This is a genomic window from Bacillus sp. MHSD_36, from assembly GCF_030757775.1.
GTDB lineage: Bacteria > Bacillota > Bacilli > Bacillales > Bacillaceae_G > Bacillus_A.
On the sequence record NZ_JAVBIS010000003.1, the window covers coordinates 540,811 to 557,935 of the forward strand.

The 17,125-nt window shown below is 33.6% G+C and carries 18 protein-coding genes; 13 read left to right on the top strand and 5 right to left on the bottom strand.

Annotated features, from left to right (window positions below; all coding sequences use genetic code 11):
• The first annotated feature begins 71 nt into the window (after positions 1–71).
• Entirely contained in the window at positions 72–242 is a 171-nt protein-coding gene (gene fbpA, locus Q9B79_RS16040; RefSeq protein ID WP_000098301.1) for a Fur-regulated basic protein FbpA, read from the top strand.
• 53 nt (positions 243–295) lie between these two features.
• On the opposite strand, the gene Q9B79_RS16045 is transcribed toward fbpA, so the two are convergent.
• The 3 genes from Q9B79_RS16045 to Q9B79_RS16055 all read right to left on the bottom strand — a co-directional run bounded on the left by Q9B79_RS16045 (position 296) and on the right by Q9B79_RS16055 (position 3,324).
• Positions 296–967: a GntR family transcriptional regulator gene (locus Q9B79_RS16045; protein WP_306185766.1), complete on the bottom strand. Its 672-nt coding sequence runs from the start codon at positions 965–967 to the stop codon at positions 296–298.
• A gap of 16 nt (positions 968–983) precedes the next feature.
• Entirely contained in the window at positions 984–1,949 is a 966-nt protein-coding gene (locus tag Q9B79_RS16050; protein ID WP_306185768.1) for a DMT family transporter, read from the bottom strand.
• 187 nt (positions 1,950–2,136) lie between these two features.
• Positions 2,137–3,324, bottom strand: coding sequence for a GTP-binding protein (locus tag Q9B79_RS16055; RefSeq protein WP_306185771.1), 1,188 nt, complete (start codon positions 3,322–3,324; stop codon positions 2,137–2,139).
• Between the two features lie 168 nt (positions 3,325–3,492).
• Between Q9B79_RS16055 and Q9B79_RS16060 the strand changes: the two genes are divergently transcribed.
• The 5 genes from Q9B79_RS16060 (at position 3,493) to fumC (ending at position 9,385) form a co-directional block, all read left to right on the top strand.
• Positions 3,493–4,485: a permease gene (locus Q9B79_RS16060; protein ID WP_306185773.1), complete on the top strand. Its 993-nt coding sequence runs from the start codon at positions 3,493–3,495 to the stop codon at positions 4,483–4,485.
• A gap of 13 nt (positions 4,486–4,498) precedes the next feature.
• Positions 4,499–5,371, top strand: coding sequence for a TIGR03943 family putative permease subunit (locus tag Q9B79_RS16065; protein ID WP_306185774.1), 873 nt, complete (start codon positions 4,499–4,501; stop codon positions 5,369–5,371).
• Between the two features lie 112 nt (positions 5,372–5,483).
• Positions 5,484–6,143, top strand: a complete 660-nt coding sequence (locus Q9B79_RS16070) for a class I SAM-dependent methyltransferase (protein ID WP_140969231.1) — start codon at positions 5,484–5,486, stop codon at positions 6,141–6,143.
• Positions 6,144–6,468: 325 nt separating this feature from the next.
• Positions 6,469–7,872 (top strand): Na+/H+ antiporter NhaC, encoded by a 1,404-nt coding sequence (nhaC, locus tag Q9B79_RS16075; protein ID WP_088095914.1) that lies wholly within the window; start codon positions 6,469–6,471, stop codon positions 7,870–7,872.
• A 124-nt stretch (positions 7,873–7,996) separates the two neighbouring features.
• The gene (gene fumC, locus Q9B79_RS16080; protein WP_306185778.1) at positions 7,997–9,385 is read left to right on the top strand and encodes a class II fumarate hydratase; all 1,389 of its coding nucleotides are present in this window, start codon (positions 7,997–7,999) and stop codon (positions 9,383–9,385) included.
• A 77-nt stretch (positions 9,386–9,462) separates the two neighbouring features.
• Here fumC and Q9B79_RS16085 read toward each other — a convergent pair whose 3' ends face one another.
• Positions 9,463–9,885, bottom strand: a complete 423-nt coding sequence (locus Q9B79_RS16085; protein WP_306185780.1) for a PH domain-containing protein — start codon at positions 9,883–9,885, stop codon at positions 9,463–9,465.
• A gap of 744 nt (positions 9,886–10,629) precedes the next feature.
• On the opposite strand from Q9B79_RS16085, the gene Q9B79_RS16095 reads away from it, so the two are divergent.
• The gene (locus tag Q9B79_RS16095) at positions 10,630–11,394 is read left to right on the top strand and encodes a DUF2087 domain-containing protein (RefSeq protein WP_306185781.1); all 765 of its coding nucleotides are present in this window, start codon (positions 10,630–10,632) and stop codon (positions 11,392–11,394) included.
• A gap of 98 nt (positions 11,395–11,492) precedes the next feature.
• The gene (locus Q9B79_RS16100; RefSeq protein ID WP_306185783.1) at positions 11,493–12,902 is read left to right on the top strand and encodes an MATE family efflux transporter; all 1,410 of its coding nucleotides are present in this window, start codon (positions 11,493–11,495) and stop codon (positions 12,900–12,902) included.
• Positions 12,903–12,957: 55 nt separating this feature from the next.
• Here Q9B79_RS16100 and Q9B79_RS16105 read toward each other — a convergent pair whose 3' ends face one another.
• Positions 12,958–13,656, bottom strand: a complete 699-nt coding sequence (locus Q9B79_RS16105) for a peptidase E (protein ID WP_306185785.1) — start codon at positions 13,654–13,656, stop codon at positions 12,958–12,960.
• Positions 13,657–14,048: 392 nt separating this feature from the next.
• Between Q9B79_RS16105 and Q9B79_RS16110 the strand changes: the two genes are divergently transcribed.
• From Q9B79_RS16110 to Q9B79_RS16130, 5 genes are all read left to right on the top strand, one after another.
• Positions 14,049–14,447, top strand: coding sequence for a DUF3942 family protein (locus Q9B79_RS16110; RefSeq protein WP_014893865.1), 399 nt, complete (start codon positions 14,049–14,051; stop codon positions 14,445–14,447).
• Positions 14,448–14,539: 92 nt separating this feature from the next.
• The gene (locus Q9B79_RS16115) at positions 14,540–14,953 is read left to right on the top strand and encodes a BlaI/MecI/CopY family transcriptional regulator (protein ID WP_306185788.1); all 414 of its coding nucleotides are present in this window, start codon (positions 14,540–14,542) and stop codon (positions 14,951–14,953) included.
• A 4-nt stretch (positions 14,954–14,957) separates the two neighbouring features.
• Positions 14,958–15,770: a M56 family metallopeptidase gene (locus tag Q9B79_RS16120; RefSeq protein ID WP_306185789.1), complete on the top strand. Its 813-nt coding sequence runs from the start codon at positions 14,958–14,960 to the stop codon at positions 15,768–15,770.
• 53 nt (positions 15,771–15,823) lie between these two features.
• The gene (locus tag Q9B79_RS16125) at positions 15,824–16,378 is read left to right on the top strand and encodes a TlpA family protein disulfide reductase (RefSeq protein WP_306185791.1); all 555 of its coding nucleotides are present in this window, start codon (positions 15,824–15,826) and stop codon (positions 16,376–16,378) included.
• Positions 16,379–16,393: 15 nt separating this feature from the next.
• Positions 16,394–17,074, top strand: coding sequence for a prolipoprotein diacylglyceryl transferase family protein (locus Q9B79_RS16130; RefSeq protein ID WP_306186189.1), 681 nt, complete (start codon positions 16,394–16,396; stop codon positions 17,072–17,074).
• The last annotated feature ends 51 nt before the right edge of the window (positions 17,075–17,125 follow it).

Genomic DNA, 17,125 nt, shown 5'->3' on the forward strand with positions numbered 1-17,125 from the left:
TTTTATAATCAAAAGTGGTAATTGATAAAGATTATCATTTTCAATAATCGTAGAAAGGAGTTTTTTAAAAGATGAGTAGTCAACTCCGTTTTGCTGTTGAAAATCGTAAGAGGCATTTAATCGATGAGTTAATTGGAGCAGGTGTGTTTAAAATTCGCGACCGACAATTATACGAGCTGTCTTTAGAGGAATTGGAAAAAGAGTACGAAGATATGGAAGATTATGCAGATATTCAGGCATAGCTATATAGATTAATAAAAGGTGAGCTGGTTACGATTTTGTGTAACCAGCTCTACTATTTCGTAGAAATTATTTTTGATATTTCTTCCATTGGACGGAGCCAGTTTTGAGACATCATTTGTTCCATTTGTTTTTCATCTTTCTTTTGCAGTGCTTGAATGATTGAGTGATGTTCTTCAATAGATTGACTTGCCGGAACAAAGTTTTGGAAAAACAAGTATTCAAGACGTAAAACGTGAAGTTGCATATTTGCTAGAAATGGTTCAATATATTGGTTTTTAGCAATAGAAGAAATTGTATTGTGAAATTGTATATCTAGTTGTAACGCTTGTTTTGCATTTTTCTTCTCTATAGAGCACTGAAAATCATCATTTATTTCAGAAAGTAGTTTCAAATCAGCGTTTGTAATATTTTGAAGTGCTTGCTTTCCTATAATAGAGTGAAGACCAGCCATCGTCTCATAAATAATCGGAATGTCGTCTAATTTAATAGGAGCAATTTTTGTTTTTTGCCCGGGTACCATTTCCACCAAGCCAGAAAGTTCTAATATTTGCAGTGCTTCTCTTACAGGTGTTCTGCTTACTCCTAGTGCTTCAGCCAATTCCCCATCATTAATTTTTTCGTCAGGCTGCAGTACACCTTCAATAATCCAATCTTGTAGTTGATTTAAAACGAGTGATTTTGCCGAAATTCTTCCTTGTTTTTTATAATTTTGAGGGATAGGCATAGTGAGTTCAATCCTTTCATTGTATATTTTCCTTTTTCTCATGAACAAGCTTTAATTCGGGTTTCCCTTCATCCGGTTTTTGGCTTAAGATGAGTACCATTACAATGACACAAAAAGCCCCTAATAACTGAAAAGATTGAAACGGTACATGTAATATAAGTACAGAAGAAATAATAGCTGCGAGAGGTTCGGTACATCCGAATAATGTCGTTTCTTTCGGAGTTAGGTATCGTATGCTGTCTAAGTATAAATAAAATGCAATAAGTGTCCCAAAAATGATGACAAATGTGATAAGCGGTAAGGTATTTAGTTTTACATATTTCATCGTTGACAATAAAATGAATTCTTTCGTAGAAATAAAGTGTATAATCGTTACACCAATACCTCCAATAATCATGCCCCATCCAACGATAACTGAGGAAGACCATCTATCTAGTAATCCCTTTGAATATAAACTATAAAAAGCAAGAGATAATCCAGATAAAATTCCCCAAACGATAGCGGGTGTAGAAACTGCCAAGTTATGAACAGACCCGTTTGTTAGTAAGAGAAAAGTTCCTACTAATGAGAGGGCAATTGAAATGAAATCAATTTTTGATGGACGAACGTTCCATTTGAAAAGTAAGTATACAGTAATAAATATAGGAGCTAAATATTGTAATAATGTTGCGACGGCAGCATTTCCTTCTTTAATAGAAGCGAAGTACGTGTACTGTACAGCAAGCATACCGAATAGGCCAAACAATATCATTTTAGTAGCATCAGATCTTTGTTTCCATATGCCGAATATTTCTTTTTTTCTCGTTCCGAATGATGAAATAATGAGTAAGATAACGCCGGATATAAGTAATCGGATTGTAACTAACCATTCAGTAGAAACATGTTCATATTGAAAAAGTTGTTGTGCAGCTGTTCCAGACAATCCCCATAAACAAGCACCAATTACAACCATAATGATTCCTTTTAAACGATTTGGATTCATAAGGTATTTAGTCCTCCGTTCAAAATATATATTGAATACATTATGCAATATATCACAGGGTTTATAAAAAATAAACTGAAATTTCTTGCTTAATGTAAAGTTCTTATTCAAATTAAAGAAAGTTTGTTAATTAAGAGAACGATAAAATAAAAAGGGCTTCCGTTTACAGAAGCCTTTCTATTTTGAATTATGAAGTGTAAGTAAAAGCCGGAATAGGGTCAACAAATGTATTCCAGTTTTGCTTCATTTCCTTTTCTGTTAATAGACAATCATCTAATGATTGTTCAATCACAGAACGATTCATATCAATACCGATAAATACGAGCTCAGTTATTCGATCTCCATATCGCTCGTCCCAGTTTTTCAATACTTCGGGTTCTTCTATAATAATTTGATTTCTTTCAGTTTCAGGTAATGCCGCTATCCATTCACCGGCTCCTTGAATTGTAATAGAGGAACCTGCTTGAGATAGAAGCCCTATCATATTATTACGAGATGCGAGCCAGAAAAAGCCTTTCGCTCTTACAACATCTATAGGCCATTTTTCTAGCCAATTCATAAGGCGTTCAGGATGGAAAGGATATTTACGGCGGTACACAAAGGAATTGATTCTATATTCTTCCGTTTCAGGTGTATGATGTTCACTATTTAATTCCTGTATCCAGCCAGCCGATTGACTGGCTTCCTCATAATTGAATAAATTTGTATTTAAAATTTCTTGCAGTGGTACGTTGCTAAATGAAGATTCAATAATTTTTGCACTAGGATTTAATTTCTGTAGCAGTTGATGGAGTTCTATCACATCTTCTTTTTCTAGTAGGTCTATCTTATTAAGGATAATTACATTTGCAAACTCAATTTGATCTATTAATAAATCAATAACTTCCCGAGTATCATTTTCATCGATTGCTTGTTTTCGATCTAATAAACTTTCTCCATCTGCAAAATCATCCCAAAATCTATTTGCATCTACAACGGTAACCATCGTATCGAGGCGACAATTTTTCGTTAAATCAATGTTAAGAACGTCGTCAGTATAAGTAAATGTTTGGGCAACTGGAATTGGCTCACTTATACCGGAAGATTCAATCACTATATAGTCAATATCACCGTTTTCAACAAGACGATTCACTTCTATCATTAAATCTTCTCGTAGTGTACAACAAATACAGCCATTCTGAATTTCTACTAATTTTTCCTCCGTACGTGAAAAACCACCTTTTTTTATAAGAGAGGCATCAATGTTTACTTCGCTCATATCATTAACGATAACAGCTACTTTTAAGTTATTCCTATTAGTTAAAATATGATGTAGTAAGGTAGTTTTTCCGGCTCCTAAAAAACCACTTAATACAGTGATAGGTACTTTTTTCATGAAATAATCTCTCCTTTAAATCGTAATGATTACGTTTTATATTAAATGATAAAAAAGAAAAAATCAATGATAAATCATAATGATTACGATTTAAGAATAGAAATAGACTATAAAATTTGTGTTGTGGTATGAAGCATTTGGACAAGCACATGTTTACATATAAATAAAATGGAGGTGAGAAGGTTGGTCTTTAATAGAGTTTCAAAAGAATTAGCAGGCATAGCTCTTATCGCTATTTTTCTCTTTTTATTATTTTTTTTAGATTTTACAAGTCTAGCAAATTTACACAAACATATGCCACAAGAATGGTTGAATGTGAATACGGTGTTTTTAAGTATCGTTTTTGAAGCAATACCCTTTATTTTATTAGGGGTAATCGTTTCTTCACTTATTCAAGTGTTTGTGACGGAAGATATGATTCAAAAAGTACTGCCGAAATCTCCAATTGTTGCAATAATTCCGGCAGTATTTGTGGGAATTCTTTTTCCAATGTGTGAATGTGTCATTATACCAATTGTAAGAAGACTCATTCAAAAGGGGTTACCACTTCATGTAGGCATTGTTATTTTACTAAGTGCACCTATTATGAATCCAGTTGTTCTTTTATCTACTGTATATGCGTTTCAAAAAAATGATTATATTGTATATGCACGCTTTGGGATAACAATTCTTGTTGCTCTATTCATAGGCTTAATTGTGTATTATCACTATCGCGAAAGAAAGGTTTTAAAAGACGTAGAGGTTTCCGTTCAAAAAAGCAAAAACAAGAGTTTGAAAGATGTTATGAATCACACTGTAGATGAGTTTTTTGATACTGGTAAGTATTTATTGATGGGTGCTTTTTTAGCAAGTGTATTTCAAACGTTTTTTGATCGAAATGTACTGGATGCAGTAGCACATAACGAAGTAATTGCCCCAATTATTATGATGGGATTTGGTTATGTTTTATCAATTTGCTCTGCAGCGGATGCGTTTATAGCCGCATCTTTTGGACATATTTTTTCGGTAAAGGCGCTTCTCGCATTTCTTGTGTTTGGGCCTATGCTTGATATGAAAAATACGTTCATGCTATTTGCATATTTTCAAAAGAAATTTGTATTCTTTTTGATTGGAATTATTATTTTATCGGTGTACACAATCGTGCAAATTACAATGTTATAGGAGGTGAGAAACAATGGAGAAAGAGGAGCAGAAGGCATATCATCGCTATATCCGTGGCATTATTTTAATTAGTTTAGCAATGCTCTTATTTAAATTACTTGTAACAGGAAACATATATAATTTTATCGCTCCAAAAATGATTAAGTTTACGTATATAGCTTTTGTAGTGATTTTTCTTCTTGGTTCTTTACAAGTTTGGAGAGAAGGGAGTGAAAAACAGGATAATTGTAATTGTTGTAAGTATCGTACGGTATTAAAATCGGGGATGAAAAATTTCTTTGTATATGTTTTATTTGTTGTTCCAATTATTAGTGCTTTTTTATTTGGAAGTGTATCAATTGACGGAAGTTTAGCGGGAAAAAGGGGTATGAATCAAAGTGTACAGGCGAGAAGTATGGAAAAGAACGAAAAAGAGGGAATACGGGCAAATTCTGATTGGAAAGAACAAGATGAAACTTCGAATTTAAAAGTGACTGAACAAGTGGAAGAACAATTAACACAAAATATGTTAAGGGAGCGTAAAATACAAGTAGAGGATAAGGACTATGTTCAAACAATGAATATAATTGGTCAAGATGTTAATGGGTTTAAAGGGAAAGAAATTACATTCGCAGGGTTCATATATAAGGATAAAGATGTGACAGGGAATAAAGCAGTGGTGGCTCGATATGGCATAACTTGTTGCATTGCAGATGCATCAGTCTGGGGGATGATTGTTACGGGGCAAAACGTTGAAAAATTCCCAGAAGAAACATGGGTGAAAGTAACAGGGATATTAGATAAAACGACATATAAAAGAACGCTATTTCCACTTGTGAAAATAAGTAAAGTGGAGAAACTTAATAAGCCAACAGACCCATATGTATATGATGCTTTACCGCAATAAAAAAGAATTAATTCTTCATATTTTCATGAAATAGAATCATAATCATGACGATAAAAAAATAAAGATAAGAGTAATTTGGTTTGTTAAAAATATGTGTAGAAGGAGATACGAGATGAACTGGGTTACTCATAAACCAACATTTGAATTTGATAATTTTAGTCCATTTATTCGTGCGAATACTGCGTGGCTTGGGCATTTGGAGTTCGCATACGATTTAGTAAGATTTGAAAAACCAGAAATATTAGTTGAGCTAGGTACACATCTAGGCGCTTCTTTTTTCAGTTTTTGTCAAGGGGTAAAGGATGGGGGATTAGCTACAAAATGTTTTGCTGTAGATACTTGGACTGGAGACGGGCATACAGGTCCATATGGAGAAGGTGTTTTCCAAATCGTAGATAAAGTGGTGAAAATGAGCTATCCCAATATAGGTAATTTAATTCGATCTACTTTTGATGAGGCTGTTGATCAATTCCAAGATGGAACGATAAATTTGTTGCATATTGATGGCTATCATACGTATGAAGCAGTTTCTCATGATTATAAAACATGGTTACCGAAACTTGCGAATAACGGTATCGTGTTATTTCACGATATTGAGGTGAAAGATCGAAACTTCGGCGTGTATAAATTTTGGGATGAGGTCAAGGAGAAGTACCCTCATTTTCAGTTCCAGCATTCATATGGTCTTGGAGTATTATTTCCGAAAGGTTGTAGCGATAAGTTTGTGGAAATCCTTAAAAATAAAGAAGAAATACAAGATATGTATAAATAAAAGTGGAGCATGCATCATTTGAATGATGTGTGCTTTTTTATGTGCGGAATAATGATAGTCCTTAAAACGGTGAGCATAATAGTAAAAAGTTTTATGGTGGCAAATATTAAAAAAGTTATTTTTGATTGTTCTATATAAAAATGTAACATTTTTTATATTTTCCATTGCGAAAAGTAACATCTACTTTTACAATAGAAAAGTGTTATATTATACTGGAAAAATAAATCGAAATAATATGAAAATTTTGTTTTGTCTTCGCTAATTGTATATTACATACATGTAAGACGACACACGTCATGTTATCGACTTGTAAGGAGAGAAAAAAATGAAAAGTGTAAGATTACCATCGATGCTAGAAATCATAGTTCTTTTATTACTATTTCTTGCTGTTGTCTTTTCCTTCCAAACGATTTTTGATCTCCCAATTCAATTAGCGCTATTTATTTCATGGTTTTTAGTAATTGCGCTTGGATTAAGATTAGGATTTCGTTATCAAGAATTGCAAGATGCAATTACGAAAGGGATTTCTAACGGATTAGAAGCAATACTGATTTTAGTTGCAGTAGGTGCTTTAATTGGAACATGGATTGCTGGTGGCGTAGTACCAACATTAATCTATTATGGATTAGAGTTTATTCACCCTAGCATATTCTTATTAGCAACATTAATTATTTGTTCGATCACTTCTATTGCGACAGGAACATCATGGGGAACAGTTGGAACAGCAGGTATTGCCATGATGGCAATTGGTGAGGGACTTGGATTACCACTTCCGCTTGTTGCTGGTGCAGTTCTTTCAGGAGCTTATTTCGGCGACAAATTATCACCACTTTCTGATAGTACAGTTCTTGCAGCTTCTATGGCGAAAGTAGATGTTATTGCTCACGTTCGAGCTATGCTCGTATTAGATGTTCCGGCTTACATTATTACTAGCATTATGTTTACTGTAGCTGGTTGGATGTATGGCGGCGATAATGTAGATTTAAACCGAGTAGAGTTTTTAAAAGAAGCTTTATTAAAGGAATTTGATATTAAAATATGGATGCTTGTTCCGGCGGTCATTGTTATCGCATTATTAGCGATGAAGAAACCGTCTATGCCAACAATTGCAATGGGAGCTTTAATTGGTGCAATTTGGGCAACTCTTTTCCAAGGGATGAACTTTGGAGAGGCGATTGGAACAGCGTATAACGGATTCTCAATCCAATCTGGTGTTGAGTTTGTTGATAAGTTATTAAACCGTGGTGGAATTAATGGTATGCTTGGCTCAGTAGCCGTTATTATTTTCGGTTTAGGCTTTGGTGGATTGCTTGAAAAACTAGGCGTTTTAAAAGTAATCGTATCAAAATTTGAGAAGAAATTAAATTCTGCGGGTAATGTAACATTGTCTACATTAATCGTAGCATTCTTAGCCAATATATTTGGTTGTGCGATGTACGTATCACTAATTTTAACACCGAAAATTATGGAAGATAGCTATGATAAATTAAAAATAGACCGACGTGTATTAGCACGTAACTCAGAAGTAGGTGGAACGTTAACTTCAGGTATGGTTCCATGGTCTGATAATGGTATTTTTATGGCTGGTATTTTAGGAGTAGCAACGTTCTCATACGTTCCGTTTATGTGGTTAAGCTTCGTATCGTTAATTTTAGCAGTTATTTACGGATATACAGGCAAATTCATCTGGTATGTAGATGACGCCGATAAAGGAAAGCAAGCATCATAAAAAAATACCTTCTGCGATGACAGAAGGTATTTTTTTTATATATGCGAGTGAGAATTCTTATCATTTAAAAGAAAGTCTGTTATTATAAGAGATGTAGGTATTTTATTTTCAAGGGGATGAAAAAATGGAGTACAGAATTGAAAGAGATACATTAGGAGAAATAAAAGTTCCAGCTGATAAATTATGGGCAGCACAAACACAACGTAGTAAAGAAAACTTCCCGATTGGAACAGAGCAAATGCCACTTGAAATTGTAAAAGCATTTGCAATTTTAAAGAAGAGTGCAGCACTTACCAATCAAAAATTAGGAAAGCTATCAGAAGAAAAAGCAGAAGCAATTGTGGCAGCAGTTGACGAAGTCATTGCAGGAAAATGGAATGAACATTTTCCGCTTGTTGTATGGCAAACGGGTAGTGGTACACAGTCAAACATGAATGTGAATGAAGTAATTGCAAATCGTGGGAATCAAATTTTGAAAGAGAAGGGGTCTGACGTACATATTCATCCGAATGATGATGTGAACATGTCTCAAAGTTCAAATGATACATTTCCAACGGCGCTTCATGTAGCATGTGTAATTGCAGTGGAAAATCACGTATTACCAGCAATTACGAAATTAAAAGAAACGTTAGCAGAAAAAGTAACTGCATTTGAACATATTATAAAAATTGGTCGTACACATTTACAAGATGCGACACCGTTAACATTAGGGCAAGAAATTAGCGGATGGCACCGTATGCTTGAAAAAACAGAGCGTATGATTGCAGAGAGCAATACATATATGAAAGAGCTTGCAATTGGTGGTACTGCAGTTGGAACAGGTATTAATGCTCACCCTAAATTTGGTGAGATGGTATCAGAGGAAATTAGCCAATTTACAGGTAAGCAATTTATTTCAGCACCAAATAAGTTCCACGCATTAACGAGCCATGATGAAGTTGTATATACGCATGGTGCATTAAAAGCATTAGCAGCTGATTTAATGAAGATCGCTAACGATGTGCGCTGGTTGGCAAGTGGTCCACGTAGTGGTCTAGGAGAAATTATTATTCCAGCAAATGAGCCAGGAAGCTCTATTATGCCAGGTAAAGTAAATCCAACGCAAAGTGAAGCGTTAACGATGGTTGTAGCGCAAGTAATGGGAAATGATGCAACAATTGGATTTGCTGCGAGCCAAGGTAATTTTGAGTTAAACGTATTTAAACCAGTTATTGCGTATAATTTCTTACAATCCGCTCACTTATTAGCAGATGCAATTGTTTCATTTAATGATAATTGTGCAGTTGGTATTGAAGCAGATGAAAAAGTAATTAAAGAGAATGTGAATCGTTCATTAATGCTTGTTACAGCATTAAATCCGCATATCGGATATGAAAATGCCGCGAAAATTGCGAAGCATGCTCATAAAGAAGGTTTAACTTTAAAAGAAGCAGCATTGCAATCTGGACTACTAACAGAAGAACAATTTGATGAAATTGTAGATCCGAAAAAAATGATCGCTCCGAAAGAGTAATAAAAACGCCAAGATTCTTAGTTTAGAATCTTGGCGTTTTGATATTTACTTGTATTACTGCAAGTGCAAAAAGTATATTATTTGTTAGCAGGCATATTCAATATTTTCATATGTGGGCAGTTTTCTTTTAAAAGTGCAATGAATTTTTCTTCTTCTTGTGGCACGAAAGTTGTCACAGAGTCGAATAAATTATAATGGATTTCTAATTGCTGTCTAGTCCATTTTTTTGAATGAAGTTTTTTACCAGAGTATTTAATGTGGCGAATATCTTCAAATGGAATTTCAGTATGCAGTATGAAACCATGTTTTACGACAAGAGATGATTCCGTTACGTTGTAGTGAGAGAAATAGAATGAAGAAAGATTCACGATATTTAATAGCATCATGAGAGTGAAAAAAATAGACTTTTCATTTTGGAAGAATAGCGAAAAGAGAAAAATAGTGATAAATAATGTAATAAAAATGACGTGAAATGGATTCTTTTTCGCTTTGAATTTCAAGTTAGTCACCTCGGTTTCCGTGTACTCTAACTAAATTAAATCACAACATCGTAATAAAACGTATGAATATGCAGAATTGCATATTCATACGTTTTATTATTCATGTAAAATGTCCTGATGGGATCAATTTAAATGGAATTTTGTAATAGTGGAGAGGTATGGAGTGACTTACAAGAATAGAAAGTTAGCGCTAGTCATAATTAGTTGTATGATGGTTATGGGTAGTTGTGCTAGTAAATTTGTTGAGGATGGAAACCGAAAGCATATATTTGTACAGGTAAGTAAGGCTTTAGTCGAGGTTATAAATAGAATATATAATGAATAAAAGGTATTTCCATATACGGAAATACCTTTTTTGTAGTCAAAATTGAATACTGAAGTTTTGGAATGAGTGAATACCAGTTCCGTGTTGAACGAGGTTGTTATCACTCAAATAAGGAAATGTCCATATTCACTAATCGCATAAGTATTCCGGGCGATTTGTTTAACAGTAAACCAAGGATCTTGCAGAATAATCATGTTTTGTTTCACATCCTATCTTTAATTCATGTATTAAATACATTCGCTTTTCATTGCTTTAAGTCCTTTTATAAGATTATTTAATAGATGTTTTTATAAAAGTTTATAAAATAGGCAAACGAAACGTTGAAATGTTTGTTTTGACTGTGTTAAGATGATGAAGTGGTAATAAACAATATTGGGATTTGTTTGTTTTAAAATAAACATTTTGAAGGAGTGTTTAGTGTGAGTGATATTTCAGAGAAGTTTTGGGATGCTTCGGTTGAGCAATTGAAGAAAGGGTATGTATTTGAAGCGGAAGCAGAGGAGTATATTTGTTTAGCTTGTGGAGAAGCGTTTATTAAGGGTGTAATTTATCAAAATAATCAAGTTTTGTATGAAGCAGAGAAGTTTGTTCAATTGCATGTGCAAAATGAACATACATCTATGTTTGATTATTTATTAAACCTTGATAAGAAGTACACTGGTTTAACTGATTTGCAAAAGAAAATGGTTGAGTTTTTCCATATGGGGCTGAATGATAAAGAGATTGTAAAAGAGATGGATGGCGGAAGTACTTCAACCATTCGAAATCATCGATTTACACTTCGTGAGAAAATGAAGCAAGCAAAAGTGTTTTTAGCATTAATGGAACTTTCAGAGGCAAAAGCAAAAGTACAAACGAAATTTGTACCGATTCATAGAACCGCAACGATGGTAGATGATCGCTACAATATTACGGAAGAAGAAAATGATGAAGTATTAAAAGCGCATTTTACAGAAGGATTAGATGGACCACTTTCTAAATTTCCGAAAAAGCAAAAGCGTAAATTAATTATATTACGCCATTTAGTGACGAAGTTTGATAGTAATAAAAAGTACACTGAAAAAGAAGTAAATACAATTATAGAAAGTATTTACCCAGATTTTGTAACTTTAAGAAGATATTTAATCGAATATGGATTTTTAGATAGAACAGCTGATGGAAGTCAATATTGGGTGAAGTTATAATAATATGGAAAAGGAAATGAATAGAAGCACATTATTATAACAAATATACAAAGAGATAGAAGTTAAAAACAGATTTTTAATAAAAGGAGAAATGAAATTTGAAACCACCTACAGATAACAATAAAGAAGGTGCGGAGTCACAAAAGCTAGAAAGTGAGAGTAAACCGATTTGGAAATCGATGTCCATGTTTTTAGTACCGTTACTATTAAGTAATGTATTACAATCAATTGGACAATTATTCGGTATGGTAGTAGTAGGAAGATGGCTTGGAGTTAATGATTTAGCAGCCATATCAGCATTCTTCCCGCTATTTTTCTTACTTGTTTCATTTGTAATTGGTATTGGTTCAGGTAGTTCGATTTTAATTGGTCAGGCGTTTGGCGCTAAAAACGAAGATCGTTTAAAAGCGATCGTTGGTACGACACTGACATTTACCTTTATTATTGGAGTTGTGTTGGCGATAATAGGTAGTATTTTTGCGATGGATATTATGCGCCTTATGGGAACGCCAGAAAATATTATTGATATAAGTGTTCATTATGCGCGTATTTTATTTATATCGATGCCAGTCTTATTTTTATATTTTGCATACACAACGTTTATGAGAGGTATAGGAGATTCTAAAACGCCATTTTACTTTTTAATTGTAAGTACAGCGCTAAATATGATCTTATTACCAATTCTTATTTTTGGATGGTTAGGAGCTCCGAAATTAGATGTGTATGGAGCAGCCTATGCTTCTGTTATTTCTACAGTTATTACGTTTATTGTCATGTTAGTGTATTTAAAGAAGAAAAATCACCCGCTACAATTAGATAGTACAGTAAGGAAATATCTTCGCATGGATGGGGAGTTATTAAAGCTGTTGCTACGACTCGGAATTCCAGCGAGTATTAATATGATATTAGTTTCCTTATCTGAAATTGCAGTAATCGCGTTTGTAAACCGTTACGGTTCGGATGCAACAGCAGCATATGGTGTCGTGAATCAGGTTGCAAGTTATGTACAAATGCCAGCCGTTAGCCTTGGTATTACCGTTTCTATTTTTGCAGCGCAATCAATTGGTGCAAACCAATTTAATCGATTGCAGAAAGTTGTGAAGGCCGGAATTATTATGAACTACGTCATCGGTGGTGTGCTAATCTCTCTTATTTACTTATTCTCAAGAGACATTCTAGCACTATTTTTAACGAGTCAAACTACTATTGAAATTGCTCACAGCCTCATTATGATCACATTATGGAGTTATTTAATTTTCGGTCATGCGCAAATTATTAGTGCGACAATGCGAGCAAGCGGTACAGTATTATGGCCAACTGTTATTGGCGTCGTATCAATTTGGCTTGTTGAAGTACCTGTAGCGTATTACCTTTCTTACTATACGAGTCTTGGCATAGAAGGGATATGGATTGGATACCCAGCAGCGTTTATTGTCAGCTTAATTTTACAGTATGCATATTATAAGCTTTCATGGCAGAAGAAACGTATTACACGATTAGTGAGTTAAATCATGAAAATGTCCCTAAGTTATTATACTTAGGGACATTTTTGTAAGTGTAAGTTTATAAATAGCTTTTTAAAGTAATATCAAAATGTTGTCTAATAAGTTTGTTATCATTCATATAAAATTCCCACGCTTTTTCAGGTTCACCGATGATTTCAAAAGATTCTTCTGTAATATATAGAGCACAATTATCCTCTAGTGCAATTCCTTCTATATTACCTTGATGGTTTTGTAAAAAGGAATGGAAGGCATTCATTCTATTTAATTGATTATAATGTGGACAAAATCTTTTGTTCACAATCCCCCAGCCGTTCCTCTCTATATAACCAGAGCCTTCATAATCTGATCGAATGCTAGAAGTGAACCAGCACATAGCACCGGCGCTATACCCTGCAATGAGTGTTCCTTGCTGCAAGGCACATAATAATTTCTCATCTAGTTTATGTTCTTTCCATTCTGTAAGCATATGAATATAGTTCCCGCCACCGAGATAAATTAAATCAGCTGATTGAATCATTTCGTCTATTTCATATTTAGAAGGTGTATCGGTTATAGTACGTAAAATTTGTACTTCACAGTGTAATTGCTTTTCAAACGTGTCTAAAAATAATTTTATATAGCTTTCATCATCACGACTAGCTGTAGGAATGAATAATACTTTTGGATATTGTTTATTTGTTAATTCTATAAGTCGCTCATTAATAGGCGAGTGATTTGAATCTTGTAAATCACCGCCACCAATGACAGCTAATTTCATAGTAAAGCACCACCTAATCATTTTCGTTATATAAAAATTCGATAGAAGAGAGTTACATTCCTTCTATCATGTAATGAATAAGTTGAAAATGTAGTTTCAATATATCGGAATAGTAAAGGTGGTAATAACTATATAGTAAAATGAATTAGAAACAATTTATCAATATATAACACTTCACACTATTGTTTCAAAATATGGAAACAATATGTTTAAATGGATATAAAGAAGCGTTAATTCACATTGAATTAGTGCTTATACTTTAAAAAGGAATCGGAAATAATAGAGATTTTATAAATGAGTTTTTACTTTTAATAGGAACTTGTATTACAATATGATAAAATTATTTCAATATATTTATTTAATATAAAAATACAAAGAGGGAGCGTGAAAAAGTGGATTTTCGATTTGAATTTACAACGAAGGTGAAAGAATACTTGGATGATGAGAAGGATGAAAAAATAATAAAAGATGGACATAGAGATATCATTTTTCAATATTTATATCCACTAGAGAGTGAAATTGGCATTTATAAAAATCCTAACTTTACTTTTTTTGCATCAGGAAGACGCTCGCATATCGTATTAGAAAACATTGAATTCAAAACAGAAGTAAATGTAAAAAGTAACATCATTGAAATTACAAAAATAGTGGATAATGTCGTTATTCCGTTAGATACTATCGTAGCGAAAGATCGGGAATTATTTGCACTAGGGCGCAATGAGAAGTTTAGTGTGCAAATATTAGAGCAGTATCTGTTTGAAACATTTGGAGAGAAGTTAGGTTTACAGTAAATGGAATGGGGGAGTGAATTTTAGTGTATAGCATTCATATTGACCTTTTATTTACTTTATACTACAATTCGTAGTGTGAAAGGAGCTATACGATGTTTACTCAAAACTATAAGTTAAATGAGCAAGGGTTAAACCATTTCTTTGGACCCCTTGAAGCGAAGATTATGGAGATTGTTTGGTCTACCGACGGTATTACGATTAAAGAAGTGCAGCAGAAACTAAGTGAAGAATCACCTGTGAATTTTAACACTGTCATGACAGTTATGAACAGGTTAGTAGAGAAATTACACTTAGAAAAACAGACTGTGAAAAGAAGTGGCATATATCGCGCTGTACAAACAAAAGAAGAATTCTTGTCCAATCAAACGAAGAAAATGACACAGGAATTGATGGGGGAATTTGGAGAATTAGTTGTAAATCATATGCTAGATGAGTTAGAACAGGTTGATCCGACTTTAATAAAAAAATTAGAAGATAAATTGAATCAGTTAAAAAAAGAGGATTAATGAAATGAAATGGCAAATGCGTAAAATCGTATTGTTAGCAGTCATTGTTAGTGTCCTTTTTTTCAGTATGTTAGTGTATTACGTTACATATCCATTTCTGTTTCAAAATAAGGCGTTCTTTCTTTCGAATTTTTGCTTGTTCCAGTTAGAAAAACATATGAAGGAATTATCGCTCATTCGTATTATAATTGCTGGATTTTTACTACTTACTGTTTTCATCGTGTGCAAAAGAATTTGGCGACAATTTTTCTATAGTAAAAAGTTACAAAAATTACTTATCCCTTTCATTCGAAAAGGAAAGCAAATATATATATTGCCGACTGAGGAAGTTGCGGCATTTACAATTGGGTTATTTCGTCCGAAAGTTGTCATGTCAGAAGGGATGCTTCAAACGTTTTCAGAGAAAGAAATGGATGCGATTATTTTTCATGAAGAATATCATCAAACGAATCGAGACCCATTAAAATTATTTTGTTTTACGTTATTAGCAGAGGGGATGATATATATCCCAATATTAAAAGGGCTATTGCAGCGCTATCATGTGTATCAGGAGTTAACGGCAGATAAGTATGCAATGCAAAAAATGAACTCTAAATTCGAGTTAGGCAGCGCATTATTAAAATTAATTAAAATAAAGACAATGGAAAATCGATGTGTGACAGCTTCATTTGCAAAAACAGCAATAAATTTACGAATCGAGCAAGTGTTACATGAAAAAGTTGTTAAGCATACTATTCCGTTACATACGAATTCAGTATATGTCACATTAGGCTTATTCTGTATGTCGGTTGTACTTATTGTCGGAGAGTGCATATAGCCTCTTTTTTTAACAATTAACACTACTTACCGTAGTGTTTGGGAGGAAGAAAAGTGAAGAAACTAATTGCGATTATACTAGCCGGGGCGCTAATTTGGGCAGGTGTTAACTTTTATAATACAAAAAAAGAAGAAAAAGAAAGAAAAGCAAAACAAGCGGAGTTACAAGAAACAGAAGTATTACCACAAGTAGGATTTAAAGCACCAAACATAACGTTGAAAGGATTAGACGGGAAGCTACATTCGTTACATGATGCAAAAGGAAAACCATATCTTATTAATTTTTGGGCATCATGGTGTGGCCCATGTGAAATGGAGGCACCTGACTTAGTTCATTTGTATGATAAATATAAGAAGGATGTTGAAATTTTTGCGGTAAATGCGACAATTGGAGATCCAGTACAAGAAGCGAGCGCATTTGCAGATCGTCACGAATTTAAGTTTCCTGTTTTACTAGATATGGACGGAGTAGCTGGATTAGATTATAAAGTATTTTCGTTACCAACGACATTTTTTGTTAATAAAGATGGGATTATCGTAGAGCAAGTACGAGGTGTATTACCTCCAGATCAATTAGAAGAGAAATTTAAGAAATTAATTGAGAGTTAAGGGGATTTTGTATTGATGGAGTGGATCGTGAGGTTACAACCTGTATCTCTTATCATTGGAAGTCTATTTGGATTTATGTTGATGAAACAAAAGATGAAGAACGAAAGTGTACCATATGAAAAAATGATGGATGCAGTAACAAATTCCTTTCTTATCATCGTATTTGTATGGAAATTTGCACCGGCATTTTTAAATCCAGTATGGGCTTTTAGGTCGCCATTGCAAGCGCTATTAGCTATAGGAAGTATGAAGCATATGATAGCAGGTTGTGCAATTGCGAGTGCATATATTGTTTGGAAAAGTAAAAAGGAGAAATTTTCACTTCGTATTTTACTTGATGCATTGCCCATTGCACTATGTATGAGTATTATTTTCTATTTTCTATTTCACCACAAAATAGGTGTACAAACGACACTGCCTTGGGGTGTGAAAATATATGAATCTAAATTTTTATATCATCCCATTTTCATATACGAGATCATCCTTGCCCTGTGTATATCGGGCTTATTATGGATGAAAAATGAAAGACTCGGAAATGGAAAGAATATAAGTATTTTTCTAATAGTTGAGGGTGTTGCTCATATTATTATTTCATTTATTAGTGAACAACACTCGGTTTTATTTGGTTTATCAGTACAGCAAATAATGAGCTTCTTTGTTATTAGTTTAGGAATTTTGTTGGTGCCGAAAAAATAAAAAAGATAGTCACATATGGAGTATACCCATGCGTGACTATCTTTTTTATTT